Annotated in this window: 23 protein-coding genes and 1 pseudogene; 20 read left to right on the forward strand and 4 right to left on the reverse strand. The window is 29.7% G+C overall.

All coding sequences use genetic code 11. From position 1 onward, the window contains the following. Nucleotides 1-63 precede the first annotated feature (63 nt). From BQ5450_RS06470 to BQ5450_RS06525, 12 genes are all read left to right on the forward strand, one after another. Nucleotides 64-402 carry an SdpI family protein gene (locus tag BQ5450_RS06470; protein ID WP_071126341.1) on the forward strand — a complete coding sequence of 113 codons (339 nt, stop codon included), beginning with the start codon at nt 64-66 and terminating at the stop codon, nt 400-402. 638 nt (nt 403-1040) lie between these two features. Next, a complete protein-coding gene (locus BQ5450_RS06475) occupies nt 1041-2339 on the forward strand; it encodes an ATP-binding protein (RefSeq protein ID WP_071126342.1) in 1299 nt (432 codons plus the stop codon). A 581-nt stretch (nt 2340-2920) separates the two neighbouring features. Next, complete coding sequence (locus BQ5450_RS06480; RefSeq protein ID WP_071126343.1) at nt 2921-4279, forward strand: radical SAM/SPASM domain-containing protein; 1359 nt, start codon at nt 2921-2923, stop codon at nt 4277-4279. Nucleotides 4280-4423: 144 nt separating this feature from the next. Continuing rightward, nucleotides 4424-4921, forward strand: coding sequence for a GNAT family N-acetyltransferase (locus BQ5450_RS06485; RefSeq protein ID WP_071126344.1), 498 nt, complete (start codon nt 4424-4426; stop codon nt 4919-4921). A gap of 367 nt (nt 4922-5288) precedes the next feature. Next, entirely contained in the window at nt 5289-6023 is a 735-nt protein-coding gene (locus tag BQ5450_RS06490) for an ABC transporter ATP-binding protein (RefSeq protein ID WP_010248454.1), read from the forward strand. Next, nucleotides 6020-7540 carry an ABC transporter permease/substrate-binding protein gene (locus BQ5450_RS06495; protein WP_010248452.1) on the forward strand — a complete coding sequence of 507 codons (1521 nt, stop codon included), beginning with the start codon at nt 6020-6022 and terminating at the stop codon, nt 7538-7540. Before BQ5450_RS06490 ends, BQ5450_RS06495 begins: the two co-directional genes overlap by 4 nt. Before the next feature lie 128 nt (nt 7541-7668). After that, nucleotides 7669-8151 (forward strand): hotdog domain-containing protein, encoded by a 483-nt coding sequence (locus BQ5450_RS06500; protein WP_071126345.1) that lies wholly within the window; start codon nt 7669-7671, stop codon nt 8149-8151. A gap of 154 nt (nt 8152-8305) precedes the next feature. Then, the gene (locus tag BQ5450_RS06505; protein ID WP_010248447.1) at nt 8306-9529 is read left to right on the forward strand and encodes an MFS transporter; all 1224 of its coding nucleotides are present in this window, start codon (nt 8306-8308) and stop codon (nt 9527-9529) included. A gap of 185 nt (nt 9530-9714) precedes the next feature. Further along, nucleotides 9715-10887 carry an ISL3 family transposase gene (locus tag BQ5450_RS06510; RefSeq protein ID WP_159052473.1) on the forward strand — a complete coding sequence of 391 codons (1173 nt, stop codon included), beginning with the start codon at nt 9715-9717 and terminating at the stop codon, nt 10885-10887. Between the two features lie 418 nt (nt 10888-11305). Next, entirely contained in the window at nt 11306-12244 is a 939-nt protein-coding gene (locus BQ5450_RS06515; protein ID WP_071126347.1) for an ABC transporter ATP-binding protein, read from the forward strand. Nucleotides 12245-12299: 55 nt separating this feature from the next. Next, entirely contained in the window at nt 12300-13343 is a 1044-nt protein-coding gene (locus tag BQ5450_RS06520; protein ID WP_234347018.1) for an ABC transporter permease, read from the forward strand. Next, the gene (locus BQ5450_RS06525) at nt 13330-14445 is read left to right on the forward strand and encodes an ABC transporter permease (protein WP_010248766.1); all 1116 of its coding nucleotides are present in this window, start codon (nt 13330-13332) and stop codon (nt 14443-14445) included. Before BQ5450_RS06520 ends, BQ5450_RS06525 begins: the two co-directional genes overlap by 14 nt. Nucleotides 14446-14651: 206 nt before the next feature. Here BQ5450_RS06525 and tnpA read toward each other — a convergent pair. After that, nucleotides 14652-15041: pseudogene (gene tnpA, locus BQ5450_RS06530) on the reverse strand (IS200/IS605 family transposase); the annotation flags it as partial. A 135-nt stretch (nt 15042-15176) separates the two neighbouring features. Between tnpA and BQ5450_RS06535 the strand changes: the two are divergent. The 8 genes from BQ5450_RS06535 to BQ5450_RS06565 all read left to right on the forward strand — a co-directional run bounded on the left by BQ5450_RS06535 (nt 15177) and on the right by BQ5450_RS06565 (nt 22693). Next, nucleotides 15177-15716, forward strand: coding sequence for a helix-turn-helix domain-containing protein (locus tag BQ5450_RS06535; RefSeq protein WP_071126349.1), 540 nt, complete (start codon nt 15177-15179; stop codon nt 15714-15716). Nucleotides 15717-15808: 92 nt separating this feature from the next. Further along, nucleotides 15809-15982: an IS3 family transposase gene (locus BQ5450_RS09460; protein WP_394274020.1), complete on the forward strand. Its 174-nt coding sequence runs from the start codon at nt 15809-15811 to the stop codon at nt 15980-15982. 72 nt (nt 15983-16054) lie between these two features. Further along, nucleotides 16055-17233 (forward strand): ISL3 family transposase, encoded by a 1179-nt coding sequence (locus BQ5450_RS06540; RefSeq protein WP_071126350.1) that lies wholly within the window; start codon nt 16055-16057, stop codon nt 17231-17233. 384 nt (nt 17234-17617) lie between these two features. Continuing rightward, nucleotides 17618-19216, forward strand: a complete 1599-nt coding sequence (locus BQ5450_RS06545; RefSeq protein WP_071126351.1) for a Na/Pi cotransporter family protein — start codon at nt 17618-17620, stop codon at nt 19214-19216. Nucleotides 19217-19378: 162 nt separating this feature from the next. Next, entirely contained in the window at nt 19379-20602 is a 1224-nt protein-coding gene (locus BQ5450_RS06550; protein ID WP_071126352.1) for a putative DNA modification/repair radical SAM protein, read from the forward strand. An 8-nt stretch (nt 20603-20610) separates the two neighbouring features. Further along, complete coding sequence (locus tag BQ5450_RS06555) at nt 20611-21336, forward strand: TIGR03915 family putative DNA repair protein (RefSeq protein ID WP_071126353.1); 726 nt, start codon at nt 20611-20613, stop codon at nt 21334-21336. A 34-nt stretch (nt 21337-21370) separates the two neighbouring features. Continuing rightward, entirely contained in the window at nt 21371-21967 is a 597-nt protein-coding gene (locus tag BQ5450_RS06560; RefSeq protein ID WP_071126354.1) for a C39 family peptidase, read from the forward strand. Nucleotides 21968-22006: 39 nt separating this feature from the next. Then, nucleotides 22007-22693 (forward strand): hypothetical protein, encoded by a 687-nt coding sequence (locus BQ5450_RS06565; protein WP_071126355.1) that lies wholly within the window; start codon nt 22007-22009, stop codon nt 22691-22693. A 29-nt stretch (nt 22694-22722) separates the two neighbouring features. Here the strand turns inward: BQ5450_RS06565 and BQ5450_RS06570 are convergent, their stop codons facing one another. From BQ5450_RS06570 to BQ5450_RS06580, 3 genes are all read right to left on the reverse strand, one after another. Further along, nucleotides 22723-23247, reverse strand: coding sequence for a phosphatase PAP2 family protein (locus tag BQ5450_RS06570; RefSeq protein ID WP_010247904.1), 525 nt, complete (start codon nt 23245-23247; stop codon nt 22723-22725). A 1-nt stretch (nt 23248) separates the two neighbouring features. Beyond that, nucleotides 23249-24118, reverse strand: a complete 870-nt coding sequence (locus BQ5450_RS06575; protein ID WP_010247908.1) for a LysR family transcriptional regulator — start codon at nt 24116-24118, stop codon at nt 23249-23251. Between the two features lie 160 nt (nt 24119-24278). Further along, the gene (locus BQ5450_RS06580; RefSeq protein WP_071126356.1) at nt 24279-25304 is read right to left on the reverse strand and encodes an LB_356 family protein; all 1026 of its coding nucleotides are present in this window, start codon (nt 25302-25304) and stop codon (nt 24279-24281) included. Nucleotide 25305: the final 1 nt, after the last annotated feature.

The following is a 25305-nucleotide window of genomic DNA, read 5'->3' on the forward strand; positions in this document are numbered from 1 at the left end:
ATAAGATTATAGGTTATAATAGTGTTGAAAGTAGTAGCTTTTAGGATTTTTAGAGGGTTTTGTATGAATTTTGAAAAAATTGTAATTAGTTTATTACCTATAGCAGGATTGTTTTTGTCTTTCTTTTATAAGTATAAAGCAAATGGAAATATAAGTAAGTATAGTGGATTTAGAACAGCATTAAGTATGAAATCAAAAGAAAACTGGAATTATGCCCATAAGTATGCAGCTAAACTTTTGCGCATATATACTATATTTTTTATATTACTAAATATTATAATAATATTTAGTAATAGTCTAACTAATACAACTATGACAATCATAGTTGTATTGCAAATGCTATTCTACTTCATCATTGGATATAAAGTTAATAATGCTTTGGCGAAAAAAGAAAATAGTTAGAATCTATTAAGAATTAAAAAAAGATAAAGTTGTGTATATTGAAAATGAAAAAATAAACTGGTAATACAAGGTGACGACATTGAGTCTAGGGTTGTAGTATTAATTCTTATAATTTTAGCTGCTAATGCGAATGTTGTATGAACGCAAATGTAAATACAATTATTAATGCTAATGTAATAGCGAAGGTAAGCGGTGGCTTCAATTACAAATTAACTAATATAAAAGATTATAGTTTATGATGAAATGATTAAAGTAATATTTAAATCTTCAGTTGAAGTTGAAATAGAAAATTGACAAAAATAAAAACTAAATACACAATAAATCCCACAGAATCCGACATGCCTCTTAAAGTGATGTAAGTTGGGTCTTTTAGTTGTAAAAATAGCTCCACCATGTTATGGTAAGGGCTTGTTCCATAAGTATTATATAAGAAAAAATGGTCAAGTACTTGAATGAAAAATTAACAAACACTTTAAGGATATTAAAAACTAATTCAAACGATGTAAAATTAACTTCGAAATAGGTCCTATATGGAATTATTTCTAAATAGAGTTGAATTACATGGGTTTATCATTTATGATGTACTTAGATTAAGTTCCAAAACGGAAATAATTCTAAATAGAAAAAGGTGTAGGTTTATGGAAATAAAACGTGATTACTATCTAGATAAATTAATACGAAAAAAAGATAATGGATTTATTAAGATTATTACAGGAATTAGAAGGAGCGGAAAATCTTATTTGCTGAATAATCTATTTTATAATCATTTGCATGAAAATGGAGTAGATAATAAGTATATTATAAAATTTGCCTTTGATTCGGCTAGGGATTTATTAAAAATTGGCGAAGATTTAATGGATTTAGATCTACTAAGTGGTGAAAGATTAGTAGATCCTAAAAAATTTTTAGACTATATTATGAGCCAAACGAATGACAAGGAAAAATTTTATATCCTCTTAGATGAAGTTCAATTGCTTAAATCTTTTGAGCAAGTCTTAAATGGATTTTTGCGTCAAGATAATTTTGATGTTTATGTTACTGGGAGTAATTCTAAATTCTTATCTAAAGATGTCATTACTGAATTTGCAGGTAGGGGTGATGAAATTCATGTTATGCCGCTTGTATTTTCTGAATTTCTTCAAACTTATGATGGCGACAAAGAAGATGCTTTTGCGGAATATCAAGTTTACGGCGGTTTACCAGCTGGGGCTTTAATGAAAACGGATGAAGATAAGATGAATTATCTAAAGGGGCAACTCGAAAATGTATATTTGCGCGATATTGTTCATAGGTATGACATACGTTTAACTTCTGAACTAGAAGACCTACTCAATATTTTGGCATCAGGCATTTCAAGTCTTACGAATCCAAGTAAAATAGCTTCAACTTTTCAATCCATAAAAAAATCTAAAATTTCTGCAAATACAATTGATAAGTTTATAGGCTATTTTGAAGATTCTTTTATTTTAAAAAGAGTCTATCGATACGATGTTAAAGGGAGAAAATATATAGGCACGCCTTATAAAATATACTTTGAAGATGTAGGGTTGAGAAATGCAAGATTAAACTTTAGACAGATAGAACCAACCCACCTAATGGAAAATATCATTTATAACGAATTAAGATATCGTGGCTATATGGTTGATGTAGGAATGGTCATGAAAAGGGAAAATGTTAATAATAAAGATATAAAGAAACAGCTGGAAGTTGACTTCATAGCCAATCTTGGAAATAAAAGATATTATATTCAATCCGCCTATAGTCTTCAATCAATCGAAAAAATAAATCAAGAAAAAGCGTCCCTGTTAAATATTGACGACTCATTTAAGAAAATTATTATCGTAAAAGATAGAATAACCCCCTTTTTAGATGAAAATGGAATACTCACTATTAATCTATTTGATTTTTTGTTAAACAAGGAAAGTTTGGACTTATGATGAATAACTTAACTTATTCGTTAAGGATATATTCCCACATATGAAGCTTTTGAAAAACTTTTAATTTTATCCATAATAACAACTCAATCCATGCGGAAGTAATTACTTTATTATTTAGATATAAAATAGAATTTGTTTAATTGTGAAAATATTTAATATTTGATTAATGTATTATTTATTAGAGAAATTCATTTTTAATTGGGTAAAAATATTTTATAAAATTGTTCGAAGTTTTTGAAATTTTATTCTTTAATACTTATATTTTTATAACTTGATTAGGGCATTTTTAGGGAATTATAATTGACAGCTAATTAGTCCTAGTCTATAATGTGAACATAGGACAGTTATTAATTTTGCCTTGTAGGCTTTAATAAATGTAAAGAAAAATTCTTCATAATTCTTGGAATTTTTCACTTTGTATATTTCAGATGTGAGTTTGGAGTATATAGCAAGAGGGTTGGTATTTAAGAAGTGTTTTATATGATGCTAATTCTAAAAAAATAATTTATATATTAAAAAATTTATTTTAAGTTGAAAAAGATTTGAATGATGTTTAGAGGTTAGAATTTTAGGGGTGGATTATGAATTTAAGTGAAAGATTAAAAACTTATGGTATGGAGCAAACATTAAAATATATACATAAGGATCCAGAGGTGAATTTGGAAAAAGCTTTAAATTTAAGCAGAAAGATTTCTCCGGATGCTTTTAAAAGTCAAATGGACTTTATTGAAAGAATTGTAAAAGATAAAGACGATGTCTATCATAAATATACAATTAATATGTTGGACAGATTGGATCCAGAGGTTTTTGATAAATTTGTTGTAAATTTTTTATTGAATGCAGGATTATTTAGTGAAGATTTAAAAAAAGAAAGCAGAGAAAAATATGGATGTAATGTTCCATGGGCAATTTTGTTAGATCCAACTACTGCTTGCAATTTAAAGTGTAAGGGATGTTGGGCAGCTGAATATGGAAATAGTTTAAATTTATCTTATGATGAGATTGATGACATTATTAAACAAGGTAAGGAACTTGGAATATATTTTTATATATTTACAGGCGGAGAACCTTTAGTTCGCAAAAAAGATGTGCTAAAAATTTGTGAAAAACATAGTGACTGTGAATTTTTAATATTTACTAATTCTACTTTAATAGATGATGAGTTTGCAGATGAAATGTTAAGACTTAAAAATATTATTCCGGCTATCTCCGTTGAAGGCCCTGAATTTACTACAGATTCAAGAAGAGGAGATGGTGTCTACAATAAGGTTATTGAAGCTATGGATAGACTTAAAGCAAAAGGTCTACCTTTTGGAATATCTTGTTGTTATACATCTGCAAATTATGACTCAATAATAAGCGAAGAGTTTGTAGACGAAATGATAGAAAGAGGAGCGTTATTTGCATGGTACTTCCACTTTATGCCAGTTGGAAAGGGAACAGGCAAAGAACTTCTTCCAAAGCCAGAACAAAGAGCTTATGTTTATGAACATCTAAGAGAAATGAGATCAAGAAAGCCGATGTTTTTCTTAGATTTTCAAAATGACGCTGAATATATTGGTGGTTGTATAGCAGGAGGTAGAAATTATCTTCATATAAATGCAAATGGTGATGTAGAACCTTGTGTATTTATTCACTATTCAGATTCTAATATAAGAGAAAAATCTTTGATAGAAAGTTTGCAGTCACCGCTATTTATGGCATATCATGATGGACAACCTTTTAATGAAAATATGCTTAGGCCTTGTCCAATGCTTGAAAATCCAGAAATGCTTAGAAATATGGTTAAAGAATCCAAGGCAAAGTCTACTGACATTTTAGAAAAAGAAGAAGTAGATGAACTATGTGATAAATGTAAAGACTATGCCGTAGAATGGAAACCTGTTTCAGAAGACTTGTGGGAAAATAGTCCATGGACTAGAAAGAATAGAAATAAATAAAAATTTAACAAAATAAATTATAGGATGCTTCTGCTTTTTAGGAGCATCTTTTTTATAAGAAAATATTAAAAATATAAATTAGAACTGATGTAAAAGTTTTATAGCTTGGAAATTATTTGTAAATGAAAGAGAGGTAAATATTTTATGGTTATAGTTAGAAAAGTTAAACATAGTGATGCTAATGAACTTATAAGTTATTGTAAAAGGGTAGGAAGTGAAACGGATAACTTAACGTATGGTTCAGAGGGTATAGGTTTATCTATAGAAGAGGAAAAGAAGTTTATTGAAGAGATGGATGAAAATTCAAATAATATTTTTATTTGTGCACTTGAAGATGATAAAATCATTGGAATTGGAAATTTAAATAGACTTCCTAGAAGAACAAGCCATAGATCAGAAATTGGTCTATCTGTTATAAAAGATAATTGGGGAAGAGGCGTAGGAAGTTTACTTCTAAATGAATTAATAGAGTTTGCAAGAAGTAGAGAAATTGAAATTATTAGTTTAAAAGTTCGTAGTGACAATATTAGGGCTATAAAATTTTATGAAAAGTTTGGGTTTAAAAAATTATTTACCATTCCAAAGCATTTAAAGATAAGGGATGAATATTATGATGCTGATTTTATGGTTTTAAGTTTATAAGTTTTGACAAGATTTTTAGTCTGTATGTCAAATACTTTTAGTTTAATTGGAAAAACATTAGCGAAGGCTTCGTTCAAAAGATTTTTTATTATAGTTTGTAAAAAAGAATATTAATTTTAAATTGGGAGTGTAAAATGGAAAATAAAGTTAATGAAAGAAGGGGTGATTTTGTAAAGTAAAATACTTAAGGAGCGACAAAGAAGGATGCAGAGATTTTATTAAATAAAATAGTGTTACTTATCTTAAAAGAAATTTATGATATAAATTTTTAATAAGTTTTAATAATAGAGTGGGGTAAACTTTAAATTAAATATGTGGGGATTTATTTAATAGTTTAGTTGATATTTTATTTTGGGAGGAAAATAGAATGATAACATACAAAAATGTTTCCATGTCTTATCCAGATAGTGGGAAAGTTCTCGATAATCTCAACTTTGATATTAAAGATGGAGAGTTTTTTGTGATAGTTGGGCCAAGTGGCAGTGGAAAGACGACAACATTAAAACTTATTAACAGACTTATTGAACAAACTGAGGGAGATATAATATTTAAAGATAAAAAAATAAAAGATTATCCTTTAAGAGAATTAAGGTTAAGGATTGGGTATGTTTTGCAAGAAATTGCTCTTTTTCCGAATCTAACTGTAGCCGAAAATATTGCCATTATTCCAGAGATGAAGAAGATGGATAAGAAAGCTATAAATAAAAAGACAAAAAGATTGCTTGAACAAGTTGGATTGGATCCTAAAAAGTATATAAATAGACTTCCCAAAGATTTATCTGGAGGAGAAAGACAAAGAATAGGAATTTTAAGAGCCATAGCAGCAGATCCAGAGATTCTTCTAATGGACGAACCTTTTTCTGCTCTCGACCCAATAAGCAAGGCACAACTTCAAGATTTAATAAAAAAACTTCATGATGATTATAAGATTACAACTGTTTTTGTAACTCATGATATGAATGAAGCGTTAAAGCTTGCTGACAGAATTTGTGTTATGAGAGAAGGAAAGATTATTCAAATAGATGAACCAAAGGAAATTATGGATAATCCTGAAAATAAATTTGTAAGTGAGTTTTTTAACAACGAAAGTGGCGTCATATGAATACTTTAATAGAAACTTTTAATGAGAGAAAATCAGATTGGTTAGTTAGTCTTTTTGAGCATTTGCAAATATCTTTATTGTCGCTTATTATAGCAATAGTTATAGCTGTGCCTTTGGCAATTCTTTTATCAAATCACAAAAAGGTAAATGAAGGGATTTTACAAGTGACGGGGATTTTTCAAACAATACCTTCGCTTGCGCTTTTGGGGCTTTTTATTCCTTTTATGGGAATAGGAAAGGTGCCTGCAATTACTGCTCTTGTAATTTATGCAATTTTTCCTATTTATCAGGGAACTGTAACAGGATTTGCTGAAATTGATCCATCATTAGAAGAAGCGGCAACAGCCTTTGGTATGACTAAGTGGGAAAAATTAAAAAAATACAAGTTATCTCTTGCAATGCCAATAATAATGTCTGGCGTGAGGACATCAAGTATTATGATTATAGGGACTGCAACTCTTGCAGCTCTAGTTGGTGCAGGAGGATTAGGTTCTTTTATATTATTAGGCATTGACAGAAATAATTCAGCTTTAATATTAATTGGTGCAATATCATCAGCAATTTTGGCAGTGTTATTTAGTTTAATAATTAAAAATTTGCAAAATAAAAAGCCAAAGACAATTTTAATTTCATTTGTAGTGGTTCTAGTTTTATTAGGAATAAGTTTTATTCCCTCTACAATGAAAAGCAATAAGTCACTAGTTGTTGCTGGGAAATTAGGAGCTGAGCCAGAAATAATTATAAATATGTATAAAGAACTTATAGAAGATAAGACAGATATAAAAGTAGAAGTGAAACCAAATTTTGGAAAGACAAGTTTTTTGTACGAAGCTTTGAAGTCAAAAAGTATTGATATTTATCCTGAATTTACAGGAACTGTCACAAGCTCTTTAATTGAGGAGGACACTTTTAAAATCCCAAATGATCCAAAAGAAGTTTATGAAATTGCAAGAGATAAAATATACAAGCAAGATAAATTAGTCTATTTAAAACCAAGTAAATTCCAGGATACCTATGCGATTGCAGTAAGAGAAGATTATGCAGAGAAAAATAATCTTACGAAAGTTTCTGATCTTAAGAGATTAGAAAATTCTATGGTGGCAGGTTTTACTTTGGAATTTAATGACAGGGAAGATGGAAATAAAGGGTTAAAATCATTATATGATTTGAATTTTGAAGTGAAGACAATGGAGCCAGCACTTAGATACACTGCAATTTCCAATAAATCTATTGACTTAACAGATGTCTATTCGACAGATAGTCAGATTATTACAAATAATTTAAGAGTTTTGGAAGATGACAAAAAATTATTTCCACCTTATCAAGCAGCACCTCTTTTAAGAGAAGAAACTTTAGAAAAATATCCTGAACTTGAAAAGGCTTTGGGAGAACTTGATGGTAAGATAACATCTCGTGAAATGACGGAAATGAATTATCAGGTTGATGTAGAAGGAAAACCTGCAAGTGAAGTTGCAAGAGATTATTTAATAAAAGAAAATTTGATAGAGAAAAAATAATAAGAGTAAAAGTTATTGGGATTTTTATAATTTAAAAATAATTACTCAAAGTTAAATTGGATATAATAGAATTAAGATAGAATGTGATAAAATAATATAGATAAATTATTTTGTGAAGGGAGAAAATTATGACTGAAAATAAAAAGATTGCAATCCAAGAAACTTATGGTGAAAGATTTCAACATTGTTGGGGTTGTGGACCAAAAAATGATAGTGGAATGCATTTAAAATCTTATTCATCAGAAGATGGAAGTGAGTGTATTACAAAAATTACTCCAGACAAAATGTATACAGGAGGAGTTCCTGCAAATTTATTTGGAGGAATGATTGCGATGATTTTTGACTGCCATGGAACTGCATCAGCAGCTTGGTTTAAACATAGGGATAAAGGACTTGAACTTACAGAAGATACAGTTATTGGAAGATTTATAACAGCAAGACTTGAAGTGGATTTTAAAAAGCCGACTCCAATGGATAAAGAAATTACTGTTACAGCTACTGCAGAAGAAATTGGGGACAGAAAAGTTATTGTAAATATGATTATGGAAGCTGATGGAGAAGTTCGTGCAAAGGCAAAAATGATTGCTGTTGGCGTAAAAGACAATATGTAAAAAATTTATAAAAATTATTTTTAATGACTTTAATTTTGATTGAGGTCATTTTTTTATAAAACTTTAAAATAATATATAATCAAATTTAGTTATTGTAAAGAGATAAAAATTTATAATTAAGTGCTATAATGAAAAAGTACTTTGGGGTGATTGAGTGAAGAAAAAAAATATTTCGCGAGCAATGTTATTTATAATTTTATTTGGAATTGTAAGTTTATTTTCTGATATGACTCACGAAGGTGCTGCTAGTATAAGAGGAGCTTATCTCGCTCTTTTAGGTGCATCGGCGGGAACTATTGGTTTTATTTCTGGACTCGGAGAACTAATTGGATATTCTATGAGATATGTATTTGGTAGAATTACTGACAAGACTAAAAAATATTGGCCAATGGTGATTTTTGGATATATTTTGGATATTTTAGCTGTGCCTGCACTTGCTCTTGTTGGAGAAAATGGATGGATTGCTGCATCAATTCTCTTAGTTATTCAGAGAATGGGAAAAGCTATAAAAAAGCCAGCAAAAGATACAATTATGTCCTTTGCAGCAAGTCAAGAAGGTGTGGGAAAATCCTTTGGAATACAAGAGATGCTAGATCAAATTGGGGCATTTCTTGGACCAGTTATGCTTTATCTTGTGATGTTATTTAAAACAGAAGGTAGCACTTTTGAAATTTACAAAACTTGTTTTGCATTTTTATTTATCCCAGGAATAATTACAATTTTATTTTTATTTTTTACAAAGAAAAAATTTCCAAATCCAGAACATTTTGAGCCAGAGCCAAAGGAATATGTGCCTTTTAAAATGAAGAAGTCTTTTATATTTTATATTGTTGGTATTTCTTTTTTTGCTTTTGGGTTTATTGACTACTCAATAATAATTATGCACATATCAAAAAATTACACTTCTATTGCAGGAAACCTTTATGAAACTTCAAATTTAATAAATAGTGGCACAATTCCACTTTTATATGCGGGAGCAATGCTTGTGGATGCAGTGGCGGCTCTTGTATTTGGTCATATATATGATAAGAATGGAGTAAAAGCCCTTGTTATTTCTACGATAATTTCTGCACCATTTTCTGTTTTTATATTTGGAATGAAAAGTGTTCCTGCACTTTTATTTGGTTTAGTACTTTGGGGAATTGGAATGGGAGCACAGGAATCGATATTAAAAGCAGCTGTAACGTCAATGGTTCCAAAGAAAAATCGTGCGACAGGCTACGGAATATTTGAGTGTTCCTTTGGAATTTTTTGGTTCTTGGGAAGTTGGTTAATGGGAGTTATGTATAGCGTATCTATACCTATTATGATTTCAATTTCTATTGCAGCACAAATTTTGGCAATACCTTTCTACTTAAAGGTAGGAGAAATAAAATAATAAGAAAGGCGAGTTTGATGACTCTAGAAGGTTAAATAAAAATTAAGGAACAAAAGAAACTGTTGGGGGGGGGTATGAATAAACATACTATCTCAACAGTTTTTTAGTAAAAAAATTGCACTTACTCTACAAATCACCTAAGATAAAGTCACCACAACCAAATAAAGGAGGTAAAGTAAGTGCAAATGAATAATATCACAAAGCTTGTGGGAATTAAAGGTATTAAATTAGAAAAAGTAGAAGAAACAGAAGATAAGATAACAATAACAGGTAAATGTAAGAAAAGACCTAAAACATGTCTATGCTGTGGATCAAAAAAGATAGAAATACATGACCATAGACAACAAAACATAAGAGATTTACCATATAGAGACAAACAAGTAATATTAAAAATAGACATAAGACGATTTAAGTGTAGAGAATGTGGAAAAAGATTCACAGAAGACAAGCCATTCGTATCAAAACATTGCCAAATAACAAAAAGACTAAAAAGAAGAGTATTAGAAGAATTTAAAAACAAAATATCCATCAAAGATATAGCTAAAAAATTTTACATTTCACCCAAAACAGTCTCAAACATAATAGATACAGTAGAAATAAAAAGACTAAAACTAGGAGAAGTCCTAAACATAGACGAATTCAAAGGAGATTCAGGAGGAGAGAAATACCAGACGATAATAGCAGATAGTCAAAACAAAAAGATATTAGACGTACTACCAACAAGAAAATTTGATTACTTAGATAAATACTTTAGTCAAATACCAAAAGAAGAAAAAGATAAAGTAAAAATCTTCGTAAGCGATATGTATAGACCATATAGAGATATAAAGAAAAAACACTTTCCAAACGCAAAACATCTAATAGACAGATATCATTTCATAAGACAAGTAACATGGGGATTTGAAAATACAAGAATATCAGAATCAAAAAAGATGAAAAAACAAGAAAGAATACACTTTATGAGAAGTAAATCCCTTCTGACAAAACCAATGATAAAACTTGAAGATGACGAAAAGATAAAAGTATCAATAATGTTAGAAAGAAACGAAGAAATAAGAAAAGCATACCTAACAAAAGAAACCTTCTACAACCTAGTTATGAAGAGTGAAAACAAAGAGAAAGCTCAAAGAAACATACAAGGTTGGATAGTTTACCTGTTAGAAGATGGATCCATTAAATGGAGGTCCTGTCTAACAGCATTTAAGAACTGGATAGAACAAATATCAAACAGTTTTGATTACGAATTTACAAATGGATATGTAGAAGGAATTAACAATAAAATAAAAGTATTAAAGAGAATAACATTTGGAATGAAAAATTTCAAAAGATTTAGAAATAGAATATTAGCACTTGAATAATATACAAGAACTGAATAAAAGAATTAGCTTTTAGGAAAATAAGCCTATAGGCTTATTAAGTGACGCTAAAAACAGGTAGAAAGTGACTATTAAGATAGGTCTTTTAAAAGTAAGTGAATAATGATGTATAATTAAGAGGGAATTTATGTGGGATGATTTTCTTGCAGTTGTTGAAAGTAAGTGAATAATGATGTATAATTAAGAAGAGATGCCAACTTTATAGGTTAGCATCCCCCAATGGATTCTTTAGAGCCGAAAAATTTCAGCATAAAGTTGTTCTTTGTGCTGATTTTTTTTGGCAAATTTAAGAAGTTTAGAGATTTTATAATTAATTTTGCACTTTGTTTATAAACTTTTTACACAATAATGATTGATTAATTATATAATAAAGATAGAAATAAAATTTATGGAGGATTTTATGGGAAACCTTATAGAGGTCAGAGGTCTTGTAAAAAAATACAAGGAACTTACTGCGGTCGACAATTTGGATTTGGACGTGGAAAAAGGAGAAATTCTGGGTCTACTAGGTCCAAACGGTAGTGGGAAATCCACGACTATCAATTGCATATTGTCGCTATTAAAAAAAGATTCTGGAAGTGTGAAGATTTTTGGAAAAGAAATGTCAGCTGATGCTTATGATATCAAAAAAAGGATTGGTGTGGTGTTTCAAGATGTCGCAGTGTATGATGAGTTGACTGTATACGAAAATATCGACTACTTCTGCGGATTGTACATACAAGACAAATCTGAAAGAAGTAAGCTTGTGAAAAGGGCGTTGGATTTGGTAAGTCTGAATGATTTTGTGAAGTTTAAACCGAAAAAATTATCAGGGGGTTTACTAAGAAGACTTAATATAGCTTGTGGAATTGCACATAAACCTGAGCTAATTATCCTAGATGAGCCGACTGTTGCTGTTGATCCGCAATCTAGAAATAGTATTTTGGAAGGAATAAAAAAACTAAACGAAGATGGATCAACGATAATTTACACATCGCATTATATGGATGAAGTTGATTTTTTGTGTGATAATATCGTGATAATTGACAAGGGCAAAGTCATTGCTAAGGGCTCATCGGAACAACTCAAAGATATGATTGAAATGAACGAGAAGATAAGCTTCACAGCGACCGAATTAAATGAAGATGTGATATCTCAAATCAAATCTCTTCCACATTTGATGAATTTTGAAAATAAGGACGGCAATGTTAAGTTGAATTTTTCTAATGGAGATGGGTATTTAATGAAGTTGATTAAACTTCTCGATGAAGAAAATGTTCAGTACAGTTCTTTAAATGTCGAAAAGCCAAGTCTTAACGATGTTTTCTTGGAATTGACGGGCAAAGATTTGAGGGATTGATATGTTTCTACATTCATTTAAAAATACTTTTAAGCTGCTTCTAAGACAAAAAACTATGCTATTTTGGGCGTTGTTGTTTCCAATTGTTTTGGGGATTTTCTTCAAATTAGCATTTGGAAATATCAATGAAAATAGTAAATTTAAAACGATAGATGTAGCTGTTAATGAAACTCTTATGCAAGACGACAATTTCAAAAACTTCATAAATGAGATGGAAGATGAGAAATATTTCAATGTTGTAGAATCAAAAAACGAAGATATATTGAATACTAACGAAGATGTAAAAGCGTACATTGATTCGATGGATAAAATTTACACGAAAAAATCGGGGATTTCCGAGACAATCGTCGAAACTATTATGAATTCATATTCTCAAAAAGTATCCATGATAACTAAGATAATGCAGAAAAATCCGACGGCTGATATCGGGAAAATTTTAAATGTAGACGATCACATCAAAGACGTTTCAAGAAAAAATATGGATCCTGTGAATGTGTTCTTCTACACGCTTTTGGGGATGACGACGATTTACGGATACATGTGGGGACTTTTCGTGAGTTTCCAATACGAAGCGAACTTGTCTACAAACGCAAAACGTAACGCAGTTTCTCCAACTAAAAAAGGCACTATGCTTTCTGCATCAGTTCTAGTCAGCTGGATTATCAATTTTGCAATCACAGTTTTATTTATCGCATATTTGAAATACGCACTTGGAGTTGAATTCGGAGATAGAATTGGGGCGATAATAGGACTTGCAAGTATTTCATCTTTTTGTGGAGTTGCGTTTGGAATCTTAATCGGAGTATCCAATAAAAAAAGTCTTGATACAAAAATCGGAATGGGAATCGCTATTACGATGCTGATGTCTTTTTTAGCGGGAATGATGGTTCCAGAAATAAAAGTAGTTATCGCAGAGAAACTTCCCATTATCAACAAAATCAATCCTGTTGCAGTTGTTACAGATGCAGTGTATTCGTTGTATTATTACGATTCAATGGTACGATTTAACAAAGATATTATAAATCTTTTGATAATTACAGTTGTATTTGTCGTAGCGTCACTATTTTTCATGAGAGGTAAAGAGTATGAGAGTCTTTAAAAATTATTTTAAAATCACATGGGCACACAAAACTCCTATACTTTTGTACACGATAATATTTTTCGTATTGATGAGTTTTGCGACAAAAAACACTACACAAACTTCCTACAAACCCGTTGATGTAAATATTTATGTGCAAGACAAAGCGAACACCAAACTTTCCAAATCTCTCTACGATTATTTGGGCAAGAATGCTAAGATAAAAACGATGGATGAAACAATCGTAGACGACAAGCTTTTCTACAATATTATCAACGCAGCTGTGATAATCCCAGAGGATTTCGACAAAACAAAAGAAGTTTTATACAAAGTCGCTCCGAATAATGCTTATGCGATGGATATCAAAGAAAAGATAAATATTTATCTGAGCCAAGTAAGTTCCTACGAAAAAAGTGGATTTACTGAAAATGAGGCTATAAAAAATGCGACTGAGGATTTGGACAAAAAAATTGATGTAAGTATTAAAGAGGGTAGTACAAATTCCAAAAAAGATAACTCCAAATTCTACTTTAACTTTTTAAATTACTTATTACTTGCACAAGTGATATTAGTCGTTTCAAATATCGCTTTGGTCTACAAGAAACAACCAATTCTTATGAGAAACAATGTGTCACCACGTCCAAGAACTAGAATAAATCTGGAGTTGATGCTGGGTCATATCGTCACAGGACTTGTGTTCTGGTTAATTTACATGATACTTTTCTGTGTTTTGTACAAATACGATTTTACAAAGATACACGTCAATCTTATGATGCTTAATTCGTTTGTATTCACTATATCTGTGGTGTCGATGGCTGTGATGATATCAAATGTAATCAAAAATTCTAACACAGTTCAAGGAGTAATGAATATCGTTTCACTTGGATCGTCGTTTTTGTGTGGGGCATTTGTTCCGCAAGAATTACTAGGGAAAACTGCTCTTACAATAGGGAGAATCTTCCCAGGATTTTACTATATAAGTAATAACGAAATTTTAGAAGAATTTCCAGAACTTTCCAAAATTCTTCCTAATCTTTTTATAATTTTGGGATTTAGCGTAGTATTTATAGTGATTTCTGTTTTGGCAAAACCAAAAGGTAACGATAATATCAACAAATCATGACCACCCGTAAAACAGGTGGTTTGTTCAAGGGCTATAAGCCCGAGTGATACCAACCAGCGTCTCAAGGCGCTGGTTTTCACTCCGTTCAAATCTAACTGTTTTTGCCACTTTAGCCTATCACTGAAAGGGATTTTTAATTTCTATTTCCCAAACGGATCTGTATATTCTTTTACACTCAATTTATCAAGTGCTATATCATGTTGCTATTGTTCTCTTATATATTTTGCTATTGTCTTTTCATTCAATCCCACTGTGCTCACATAATATCCTTCTGCCCAAAAATGACGATTGCCAAATTTGTATTTTAAATTCGCATGTCTGTCAAACATCATTAGGGCACTTTTCCCTTTTAAATATCCCATAAAACTTGATACTGATATTTTGGGTGGAATGCTTACTAACATGTGTACATGATCTGGCATCATATGCCCTTCTATTATTTTTACTCCTTTGTATTTACAAAGTAATTTGAATATTTCTATGAGACTTTCTCTATATTGATAAAATATCACTTTTCGTCTATACTTTGGAGTGAAGACTATGTGATACTTGCACATCCATTTTGTGTGAGACAATGAATTAGTTTTATTTGCCATAAAATCACCTCTTATTATTTTAGGTCTGAACAACTCTATTATAATACTTGGTGATTTTTTTGGTATAACCTAAGAACGCCTACCCGCATATGACCTGAACCCCAAAATCCGGAATACGGATGGAGGGGTTTTTGTATGCCAAAATACACAAATGAATTTAAAATAAGATTAGTAATAGAATACTTATCAGGTAAATCTGGAGGCTATAGAATTGTAGCTAAAAAACATGATATTCCTTGGACTACATTAAGAGAATGGATAAATCAATACAAATTTGGTGGCTTCGATAAATTATCTAAAAAGTTAAAAAACAATAAATTCACTAGTGAATTCAAGCTATCTGTAATACAATATAGGCAAATCAATAATACTTCGCTTAGAGAGACTGCAGAGCATTTCAATCTTGTTAATGGATCTATGGTATATAGATGGGAGAAAGCTTATCAAAAGCATGGTTTATCTGGGTTAGAAGACAATAGAGGAAGGCCTAAAAAAGAAATGACCAAATTAAATAAGAATTCAAAGGATAATACTCCAATAAACGAAAGCGAGAGAGAAGAATTAATAAGACTAAGAGAAGAAAATAGACTTCTCAAAATGAAGATAATCTACGAAAAAAAGCTACAAGCCTTGCTACTGGAAGAGGAAGCAGAAGCAAGGAAAAGACAAAGATAATCCTCAAACTACAAAAAGAATATCCAAAAAGCAAGGTAAGTGAATGGATAGAAATAGCTAAGTTACCAAAATCATCCTACTATGAATGGAAGATAAAATTAAAAAATCCAACAGACAAAGACAAGGAAGTTAAAGGTGAAATTAAAACCATAGTAAAAGCATCAAAAGGTAGCTATGGCTACAGAAGAGTAACTATGGTATTAAAAAAGGAACAAAAGAAACTGTTGGGGGGTATGAATAAACATACTATCTCAACAGTTTTTTAGTAAAAAAATTGCACTTACTCTACAAATCACCTAAGATAAAGTCACCACAACCAAATAAAGGAGGTAAAGTAAGTGCAAATAAATAATATCACAAAGCTTGTGGGAATTAAAGGTATTAAATTAGAAAAAGTAGAAGAAACAGAAGATAAGATAACAATAACAGGTAAATGTAAGAAAAGACCTAAAACATGTCTATGCTGTGGATCAAAAAAGATAGAAATACATGACCATAGACAACAAAACATAAGAGATTTACCATATAGAGACAAACAAGTAATATTAAAAATAGACATAAGACGATTTAAGTGTAGAGAATGTGGAAAAAGATTCACAGAAGACAAGCCATTCGTATCAAAACATTGCCAAATAACAAAAAGACTAAAAAGAAGAGTATTAGAAGAATTTAAAAACAAAATATCCATCAAAGATATAGCTAAAAAATTTTACATTTCACCCAAAACAGTCTCAAACATAATAGATACAGTAGAAATAAAAAGACTAAAACTAGGAGAAGTCCTAAACATAGACGAATTCAAAGGAGATTCAGGAGGAGAGAAATACCAGACGATAATAGCAGATAGTCAAAACAAAAAGATATTAGACGTACTACCAACAAGAAAATTTGATTACTTAGATAAATACTTTAGTCAAATACCAAAAGAAGAAAAAGATAAAGTAAAAATCTTCGTAAGCGATATGTATAGACCATATAGAGATATAAAGAAAAAACACTTTCCAAACGCAAAACATCTAATAGACAGATATCATTTCATAAGACAAGTAACATGGGGATTTGAAAATACAAGAATATCAGAATCAAAAAAGATGAAAAAACAAGAAAGAATACACTTTATGAGAAGTAAATCCCTTCTGACAAAACCAATGATAAAACTTGAAGATGACGAAAAGATAAAAGTATCAATAATGTTAGAAAGAAACGAAGAAATAAGAAAAGCATACCTAACAAAAGAAACCTTCTACAACCTAGTTATGAAGAGTGAAAACAAAGAGAAAGCTCAAAGAAACATACAAGGTTGGATAGTTTACCTGTTAGAAGATGGATCCATTAAATGGAGGTCCTGTCTAACAGCATTTAAGAACTGGATAGAACAAATATCAAACAGTTTTGATTACGAATTTACAAATGGATATGTAGAAGGAATTAACAATAAAATAAAAGTATTAAAGAGAATAACATTTGGAATGAAAAATTTCAAAAGATTTAGAAATAGAATATTAGCACTTGAATAATATACAAGAACTGAATAAAAGAATTAGCTTTTAGGAAAATAAGCCTATAGGCTTATTAAGTGACGCTAAAAACAGGTAGAAAGTGACTATTAAGATAGGTCTTTTAAAAGTAAGTGAATAATGATGTATAATTAAGAAGAGATGCCAACTTTATAGGTTAGCATCCCCCAATGGATTCTTTAGAGCCAAAATTAACCCAGAGGGTCAGTTCAAAATCGTCTTTTTTATTTGCGAAAAATTTATTTAGTTCCTATAAAGAATTCCTAAAAAATTTTAAAAATAATCTGAAATTAGTTTACAAAATTTTTACTAAATATTTACTTTGACTTTAAAAAAAGAAAAATATATTGTAATATAAAATTGTAATACAATTTTGGAGGAGCTATGCAAATTAATTATTTTATCGAACTATTAGGAGGGCTCGCCTTATTTCTATATGGAATGGAAATGATGAGCAGTGGTTTGGAACTAGTCGCAGGAGATAAACTTAGAACAGTTATTGAAAAGATGACTTCTAGTTTTTTTAAAGCAATACTTGTCGGAACTTTTGTAACTGCGATAATTCAGTCCTCTTCTGCTACGACTGTAATGGTGGTAGGTTTTGTAAATGCAGGACTTATGACAATTTATCAGGCAGTTGGTATTATAATGGGGGCAAATATTGGTACAACTATAACGGGTCAATTAGTTGCACTTAATATTTCAACTGTTGCACCTATTATTGCTTTTGTAGGATTTTTATTAAACACATTTTCAAAAAATAAGAAAAAAAGATATGTGGGTCAAGCTGTAATTGGTCTTGGATTTTTATTTATGGGAATGGAATTTATGAGTGAGTCCATGGAGCCTTTGAGAGATTATCCTGGATTTGTAACTATGATGACAAAATTTGAAAATCCGATCTTAGGAGTTTTGGCAGGAACTGCTATAACTGCAATAATTCAATCTTCATCAGCTTCTCTTGGTATTTTGCAGGCAATTGCTAATCAAGGTGTGATTCCACTTCACTCTGCTATGTATATAATTTTTGGTTTTAATATTGGTACTTGTATAACATCAGTTCTTTCATCTGTTGGTTCGTCTAAGAATGCAAAGAGAACTGCCCTTGTCCATGTTCTTTTTAATATAATTGGAACTATAATTTTTGTAATAATTTCTTTTATTATTCCAATTGATGAGGTAATAACAAATATTTCTAGAGATTTGCCAGCGGCACAGATTGCAAATTTGCATACATTATTTAATGTTACAACTACACTTTTACTATTTCCTTTCTCTAGAAAACTTGCAGAGCTTTCTTTTAAAATAATACCGGGAATTGATAGAGAACAAGAAGAGATGTCTTTACAATTTATAAATAAAAATGTAATAAAGGATGCACCAGCAACATTTACAGATGTAAAGGCTGAAATTAGAAGACTGCTTGAAGTTGTAACTAAAAATTATGAGGATTCGGTAAGCCTTCTTAAAAATTTTGATGAAGAAAAGTACGATGAAATATTTAGAAGAGAAGAAGCTATAAATTATTTAAATAAAGAAATTTCTGCTTTTATAATTGATTCTCTAGGTCTTGCAATGAATGAAAAGACATCAGCAAATTTTGCGGCATATCTTAGAATTTCAAGAGATATGGAAAGAATTGGAGATCACTCAAAAAATATTGCAGAAGTTGCAAAATTAAAGGATGATCAAAAGTTGGAATTTACAGACAAAACTTTTGAAGAATTGAGTGAATTAAATGCGATTATAGAAAAAATGTTCAAATCAGCAATGGGTGAGTTGGATAAAAGAGATAGAGTTATATTTATGCGTGAATCTAACGAAACGGTGCAAAAGGAGGCGTCTACTTTTAGAAATAATCATATGCTAAGAATGCGACAAAAGATTTGTAATCCAGAAAGTGGACTTTTGTACGAAAAAACTCTTGCTGCTTTAGAGAGAATTTCTTCATATATATCCAACGCAAGTAAGCTTGCAAATTAAATTTTAGAATTATCTGTTGGGAAACTGGCAGATTTTTTTATTGCAAATTTTATAAAAGAAAGATGTATATATTTAATTTTATAAAAAGCATAGAGATAGACATACATTTAAATATTTGTTTACAAACTAAAGTTTAGATGATAAGATTAGTTTGGTGATATTATGGAACTTAGTGAAAAAATAAGAATTCTTTCCGATGCTGCTAAGTATGATGTGAGTTGTTCTTCATCGGGTTCAAATAGAAAAAATAAAAAGAATGGAATGGGAAATGCGAGTATAAGTGGCATTTGTCATTCATGGAGCGAAGATGGAAGATGCATATCTCTTTTAAAAATACTTTTTACAAATCACTGCATATACAATTGTAATTATTGCATAAATGCTAAAAGTGTAGATTCTAAGAGAGCGTCCTTTACTGTGGACGAAGTTGTGGATCTTACAATAAATTTTTACAAGAGAAATTATATTGAAGGTCTTTTTTTGTCTTCTGGAATTTTTAAATCTTGCGATTATACAATGGAAAAGTTGATAGAAGTTGCGAAAAAACTTCGCACTGAAAAAAATTTTAATGGATATATTCACATGAAGGCAATTCCAGGAGCAAGTGAAGATTTGATAAAAGAATTAGGAAGATATGTGGACAGAATGAGCATAAATATTGAGTTGCCAACTGAGGAGAGTCTTGCACTTTTAGCTCCAGAAAAGAGCATAGATGAAATTACAAAGCCAATGGATTTAGTTTCAAAAACTCTTTTTATGAATGGTTTGGAAAAGAAAAGTCGTAGTAGAAAAAATTTATTTTTGCCAGCTGGTCAGACGACTCAAATGATTGTTGGAGCAGGAAATATTCACGATATAGATGTTATAACTAGATCTCAAATGTTATATGATGATTATTCTCTTAAAAGAGTGTATTATTCTTCTTATGTTCCAGTTAGAGAAAATTCTAATTTGCCTAATATAAGCACTCCACTTATTCGGGAACATAGAATATATCAAGCTGACTTTTTGATGAGATTTTATGGATTTAATTCTCGTGATTTATTATCTCATGAGAAAAAAGATTTTGATCTAAATTTAGATCCTAAGATGGATTGGGCAATAGATAATTTTACAAATCCTCTTGAGGTAAATAAGGCAAGTTTAGATGAACTTTTAAAGGTTCCAGGGTTTGGTCCAAAGGCTGCGAGAAAGATTGTAAAGGCGAGAAGAGCTTTTCCTCTTAAATTTGAAGATTTGAAAAAGCTTAGAATATCCACTAAAAGGGCAGTTAATTTTATAACAGTTTCTGGAAAATATTATGGAAGAAAATTTGACACAAGAGATACACTTAGGTCAATTATTTTGGATAGGGAAAGTAGCGAGCAACTATCCTTTTTGGAGTGAAAGATATTATGATTTATGTATACGATGGAAGTTTTGAAGGCCTTCTAACAGTTATTTTTGATTCTTACAAAGTTTTAGAAAGTGTGGAAAAAATAACTGTAAAAAATATGCAGATTGATTTTATTAGTGAGAAAATAAATACTAGAACAGATCTTGAAAAAGCAAATAGAGTGAAAAAATCCATTATAAAAAATTTCTCTTATTCTTTTTACAATAATATTTGCATGGTTTTTTCATCTTCATCAGATAAAAAGGAAATGGCAATAGCGAAAACTTTGAAGAAGCTTTATACTAAGGGATTTTATTATATTGAGAGTGCAGATACTAATGTAGTAGATTTTAGAAATATTTTAAAAAGAGTTTCTGGGGAAATACATTCTTACAAGGGGCTTATTCGATTTAGTGAGTGTGATAATATTTTATTTGCTAGATTTGGTCCTGAGAATGATATTTTATTTTATTTATATTTACATTTTAAAAATAGACTGGGAAATTGTAAATTTATAATCGCAGATACAAATAGAAAAAAAGCTGTACTTTACGATGGAAATAAAGGCAAATTTTTTGACTTTATTGATGATAAGAACTTAAAGATAGAAGATAAGTATGTGGATCTTTGGCTTAGGTTTTATGATTCTATTGCAATAGACGAACGCAAAAATGAAAAACTTAGAATTCAAAATATGCCAAAAAAATATTGGAAAAATCTTCCTGAAATGAATAGATTAAAATAAAAGGGTATAATAATAAGGGAGGAAAAAGTAGTAAATGAAAGGCAAAAGAATTTCAAACCTTGATAAACATATTGAAGAAAATTATGAAGACGCAGAATTTATCGAATCAAGTGAAATTGATGTTCCAAATTTTTTACAAAAAGATTTTGAAGTAGGAGCAAGTAATTGCACTATTGCAAGTCTTACTAGAATTATAAATTATTATTACAAAGACATGGATAAATTTTATATCTATGATGAAGTCTTTAAAATAGCTAGGAGAAGTGGTTATTTTAAGGATTTTGGCACAATTCCTTTTTTTATATCTCACATTTCAAATAAATTTTGCTACAATAATAATTTAAAATTAAGATGCAGAGGTGTTTACCTTGGTAATTTTTATTCAAATGTGAAGGAAGAAATAGATAGTTTTAGACCAGTGGTGATGAATCTTGGCAGTGGTTATTATAAAAGGCATACTCTTGTAGTCTTTGGTTATTCAATTTATGAATTTAAAGGCATGAAATTAAAAATTTTAAAAGTCTATGATGGTTGGAACAAAACTCCTTCCTATATAGATTACAATGCCTTAAAAGGTTTTATGAAAGCACCTATTTTTTCTTACAATATTTTTAACATTGACTTGTCTTAATGTTTATAATAAAATCTAGGTTTAAATGTAGGTGATATTATGGAAAAAGATTATTTAAAGTTTTTGGTATCTGAACTTATTTTTGTAAAAGAAGATACTATTACAAACTTAATTCCCCAAACTGAAGAAAAGTATAGGGAGATTTTTGGCGAACTTGAAAATTTTGTCGATGTTTTAAATTTAAATATAAGAAAAATTAGAAGAAACATAAAACTTTTAGATAAATTTCCTCCAGAAGATGCTAGAAAAAAAGCAGATGAAGAATTTAAAAATGATTTTAAAAAATTTAGCGAAGAAGTTTTTGAAAATGAGAATTTTTATATAGATGAAGAGAAGAGAAGGGAAGTTGAAGATATCTTTAGAGAAGTTATCTTTCATTACAGTCCAAAACTTTATGATTTTCCAAAGGAAGACTTCGATAGAGCAAAAATTCTTTTTAAAGAGTGTGACAAAGATGGACTTTTAAATTTTTTAGAGAGAAAAAGACCTAAAGAACTTGATGTAAGTGTAGAAGTATTGCAGCTTATGAGGGATGACTTGGAAATAGAAATTTCAAATTTATTTGAAAGGTTTCCCTTAAATCAATTGGATATGCTGGAAGACAAAGATGCCATAAATTTTAATTTGAAAAGACTTAAAAATGTATATGAAGAGTATCAAGAAATTTATGCAGGTCTTAGAGAGGAATTAAATATAAAAATTGCAGAAAAATATAGCACCCCGTAGTTAAAAACTGCGGGGTCTTTATATTTTTATTAATTTTTAATTATTTTTTGTGACAATATTTTTGTGAATTTAATTGCCATTGTTCCAGAAAATATTCCTATTAAAATTCCTGCAAGTACATCTGTTGGATAGTGTACAAAGTGATACATTCTAGAAAAAGCTATAAGTGATGCCAAAACAATTGCAAAAAATCCTGCTTTTTTGTTGTGAAAGTTAATCACAGTCGCAGCGGAAAATGAGGAGCCTGTGTGACCTGATGGGAAAGAAAAGCCAAAGGGTTCTCCTATCAAAAGATCCACATTAGAAAAATTAAAAGGTCTAGGTCTTCTTATAATTGGTTTTAAGATTAAAAGACCAATTATTGAGAAGATAATTAGTGCAATCGCTATTGTAAAACCTTCTCTTTTAAATTTATTATTTTTTTGAAAAAGAAGAATAATTATAATAGCTATCCAAATAATTCCACCATTTCCAAGATTTGTTATAAAAGTCATCAAATTATCTAAAAAATTAAAGTGGATTTTTTGTAAAGATTCTAAAATTTGTAATTCCATTTTATGATTTAAACTTATTTTTTACAAAATATATAAAGTCTTTTAAATTATTTTTTAAGAAAGCATCGTTGTGATAAACGAGATAAAAAGTTCTAGTAATTTCCAAATCTTTTATTCTGTGCTTTTTAATAGATGGATCGCTAAAGGACGAACTAGATCCAATAGAGATTGCGTCAGAATTTTTTATAATATTTAATACCATGTCTTTATTTTGACAAATAAATTTAAGATCAATTGGAATGTTTTTTTCACGCAAATAATTTAAAAGTATTTTTTTGGAAGATTCATCTAAATCTCCAAAGACAAACTTTTTATTTTTTAAGTCTTTAGCATCTAGCACATCTTTGTCCTTTATATCAGAATCTCCTGATGAAATTATAAAAATTTCATCTTCCAAGAAAGGCTCACAAGAATTGTATTCTATTCCATTATCTCCGTCTATTATTGCCAAGTTGACAATACCAGAATCTAATTTTTCTAAAATTTTATCGCGAGAATCAACATAAACTCTTATGCTGACATCTTCGTTTTGTGCTTCGTATTCATCTATTATTTCTAAGAGAAATTGTGAGCTAAAGTTTGAACTGACGCCAAGGTTTATATTGTGTGCAGTTGATGATCCTTGCAAAAATATAACTGTATCTTCAAACTGTTCTAAAATGTTTAAAGCAAAGTCATATAATCTAAGTCCAACATCAGTTATGTATAATTTTTTTGAAACTCTGTCAAATAACTTGACATTGTATTCAGTTTCTATTTGAGAAATTGCATGAGAAACAGTTGGCTGAGAAATTTGCAAGTTTTTCGCAGCGTTTGACATATTTTTTGCTTTAACAACTTCTATAAATATTTCTAAATCTCTAATAGTCATAAGAACCCCCTTAAAGATATTCTATTATTATTTTTAAGAAAAATCAAGAAATATAGAAAAAAGGTTATAAATTTATTATAAAAAATTCATTTTTGTTTGTAAATACAAAATCTTTTATAAATAAAAAATAATGATAAAATGACAGGATAAATTCCTGCCATTAAAATTTATTTATATTATATTTTTTAAAATTTTCTTGCCAACTTTTATCAGATGCCAAATTTTCTTCAAAGATTTTGTTCTTTTCCATAAAATCTATGAAAAATAAATTAAATTTTTCTGCTCCAACTACATTTAAATGATGAGGATCATAAAAATCACTTTTACTTAAATTAATTTCTTTAGTAAATTTATTAAAATCTACAAATTCTGCATTTTTTTCTTTTAAATATTTTTCAAAATATTTTATATTTTTTGAATATAGATCGTAATCATAAATTGGAGTTTTTACGAAAATAACTCGAGCGCCATTTTTATTTGCTACTTCCATAATTTCATCAAAAGCTTCTAAATTTTCTTCTAAGTATTTTTTTTCATTAAAATTTCTTGCACCTTCTCTAAAATCGTCTATATCCCCATCCCCTTTAGAAAAACTTTGGCTCTTATTTTTTAATAATACATATCCCTTTAGGTAGTCTGAATAAGAACTTTTATTGAAGTTAAAATCTTCGTCCTTTAATTCATCCCAACGACTGTGATAGGTCACTAAGGGAAGTATTGCGGATGGCTTATTTTTATAGGGAACTTTTTTTGCAATCATTTTAATTTTATTTAGGGATAGTGGCATATAGTCGCAGTAAGAGTTGACGACACTTGTATCTTCGTCAATTTTATAAATTGCTGCATTTATGTCCACAAAAATTACGCGGGGATTTTTTCTTTTAAGAGCGTCCTTTATATAGTTTGCAGTAATTTTTAGAGGTTGACTTTGTGATGCAAGGACATAAGATTTTATACCAGTTTTCTCATAAATAACAAGAGGTTCAAAGGAACAGTAGCTGTGACTTGTGCCAAAAAACATTACGTTGTAATCTTCTTTTTCGTTGTAGAATCCTCCAATTTTATTTCCCATATCCCAAGGTTTTGATAAAGATTTTCTTATAAAAATATTGTTTAGTTCTAAAGAGCCCCAAATTATTATTGAAATAAAAATTATTGATTTTAAAATTTTTAAGAATTTTTTCATT

The sequence above is a fragment of the Peptoniphilus lacydonensis genome, assembly GCF_900106515.1.
Taxonomy (GTDB): Bacteria; Bacillota; Clostridia; order Tissierellales; family Peptoniphilaceae; genus Peptoniphilus_A; species Peptoniphilus_A lacydonensis.

Excerpts from the sequence above, each read along its gene's own strand:
- BQ5450_RS06570 (WP_010247904.1), bottom strand. The coding sequence starts at position 23,247 with ATGGAATTACAAATTTTAGAATCTTTACAAAAAATCCACTTTAATTTT.
- BQ5450_RS06495 (WP_010248452.1), top strand. The coding sequence starts at position 6,020 with ATGAATACTTTAATAGAAACTTTTAATGAGAGAAAATCAGATTGGTTA.
- BQ5450_RS06535 (WP_071126349.1), top strand. The coding sequence starts at position 15,177 with ATGCCAAAATACACAAATGAATTTAAAATAAGATTAGTAATAGAATAC.
- BQ5450_RS06565 (WP_071126355.1), top strand. The coding sequence starts at position 22,007 with ATGGAAAAAGATTATTTAAAGTTTTTGGTATCTGAACTTATTTTTGTA.
- BQ5450_RS06475 (WP_071126342.1), top strand. The coding sequence starts at position 1,041 with ATGGAAATAAAACGTGATTACTATCTAGATAAATTAATACGAAAAAAA.
- BQ5450_RS06485 (WP_071126344.1), top strand. The coding sequence starts at position 4,424 with ATGGTTATAGTTAGAAAAGTTAAACATAGTGATGCTAATGAACTTATA.
- BQ5450_RS06545 (WP_071126351.1), top strand. The coding sequence starts at position 17,618 with ATGCAAATTAATTATTTTATCGAACTATTAGGAGGGCTCGCCTTATTT.
- BQ5450_RS06555 (WP_071126353.1), top strand. The coding sequence starts at position 20,611 with ATGATTTATGTATACGATGGAAGTTTTGAAGGCCTTCTAACAGTTATT.
- BQ5450_RS06490 (WP_010248454.1), top strand. The coding sequence starts at position 5,289 with ATGATAACATACAAAAATGTTTCCATGTCTTATCCAGATAGTGGGAAA.
- BQ5450_RS06480 (WP_071126343.1), top strand. The coding sequence starts at position 2,921 with ATGAATTTAAGTGAAAGATTAAAAACTTATGGTATGGAGCAAACATTA.
- BQ5450_RS06515 (WP_071126347.1), top strand. The coding sequence starts at position 11,306 with ATGGGAAACCTTATAGAGGTCAGAGGTCTTGTAAAAAAATACAAGGAA.
- BQ5450_RS06560 (WP_071126354.1), top strand. The coding sequence starts at position 21,371 with ATGAAAGGCAAAAGAATTTCAAACCTTGATAAACATATTGAAGAAAAT.
- BQ5450_RS06575 (WP_010247908.1), bottom strand. The coding sequence starts at position 24,118 with ATGACTATTAGAGATTTAGAAATATTTATAGAAGTTGTTAAAGCAAAA.
- BQ5450_RS06500 (WP_071126345.1), top strand. The coding sequence starts at position 7,669 with ATGACTGAAAATAAAAAGATTGCAATCCAAGAAACTTATGGTGAAAGA.
- BQ5450_RS06580 (WP_071126356.1), bottom strand. The coding sequence starts at position 25,304 with ATGAAAAAATTCTTAAAAATTTTAAAATCAATAATTTTTATTTCAATA.
- BQ5450_RS06520 (WP_234347018.1), top strand. The coding sequence starts at position 12,300 with ATGCTATTTTGGGCGTTGTTGTTTCCAATTGTTTTGGGGATTTTCTTC.
- BQ5450_RS06470 (WP_071126341.1), top strand. The coding sequence starts at position 64 with ATGAATTTTGAAAAAATTGTAATTAGTTTATTACCTATAGCAGGATTG.
- BQ5450_RS06525 (WP_010248766.1), top strand. The coding sequence starts at position 13,330 with ATGAGAGTCTTTAAAAATTATTTTAAAATCACATGGGCACACAAAACT.
- BQ5450_RS06510 (WP_159052473.1), top strand. The coding sequence starts at position 9,715 with ATGAATAATATCACAAAGCTTGTGGGAATTAAAGGTATTAAATTAGAA.
- BQ5450_RS06550 (WP_071126352.1), top strand. The coding sequence starts at position 19,379 with ATGGAACTTAGTGAAAAAATAAGAATTCTTTCCGATGCTGCTAAGTAT.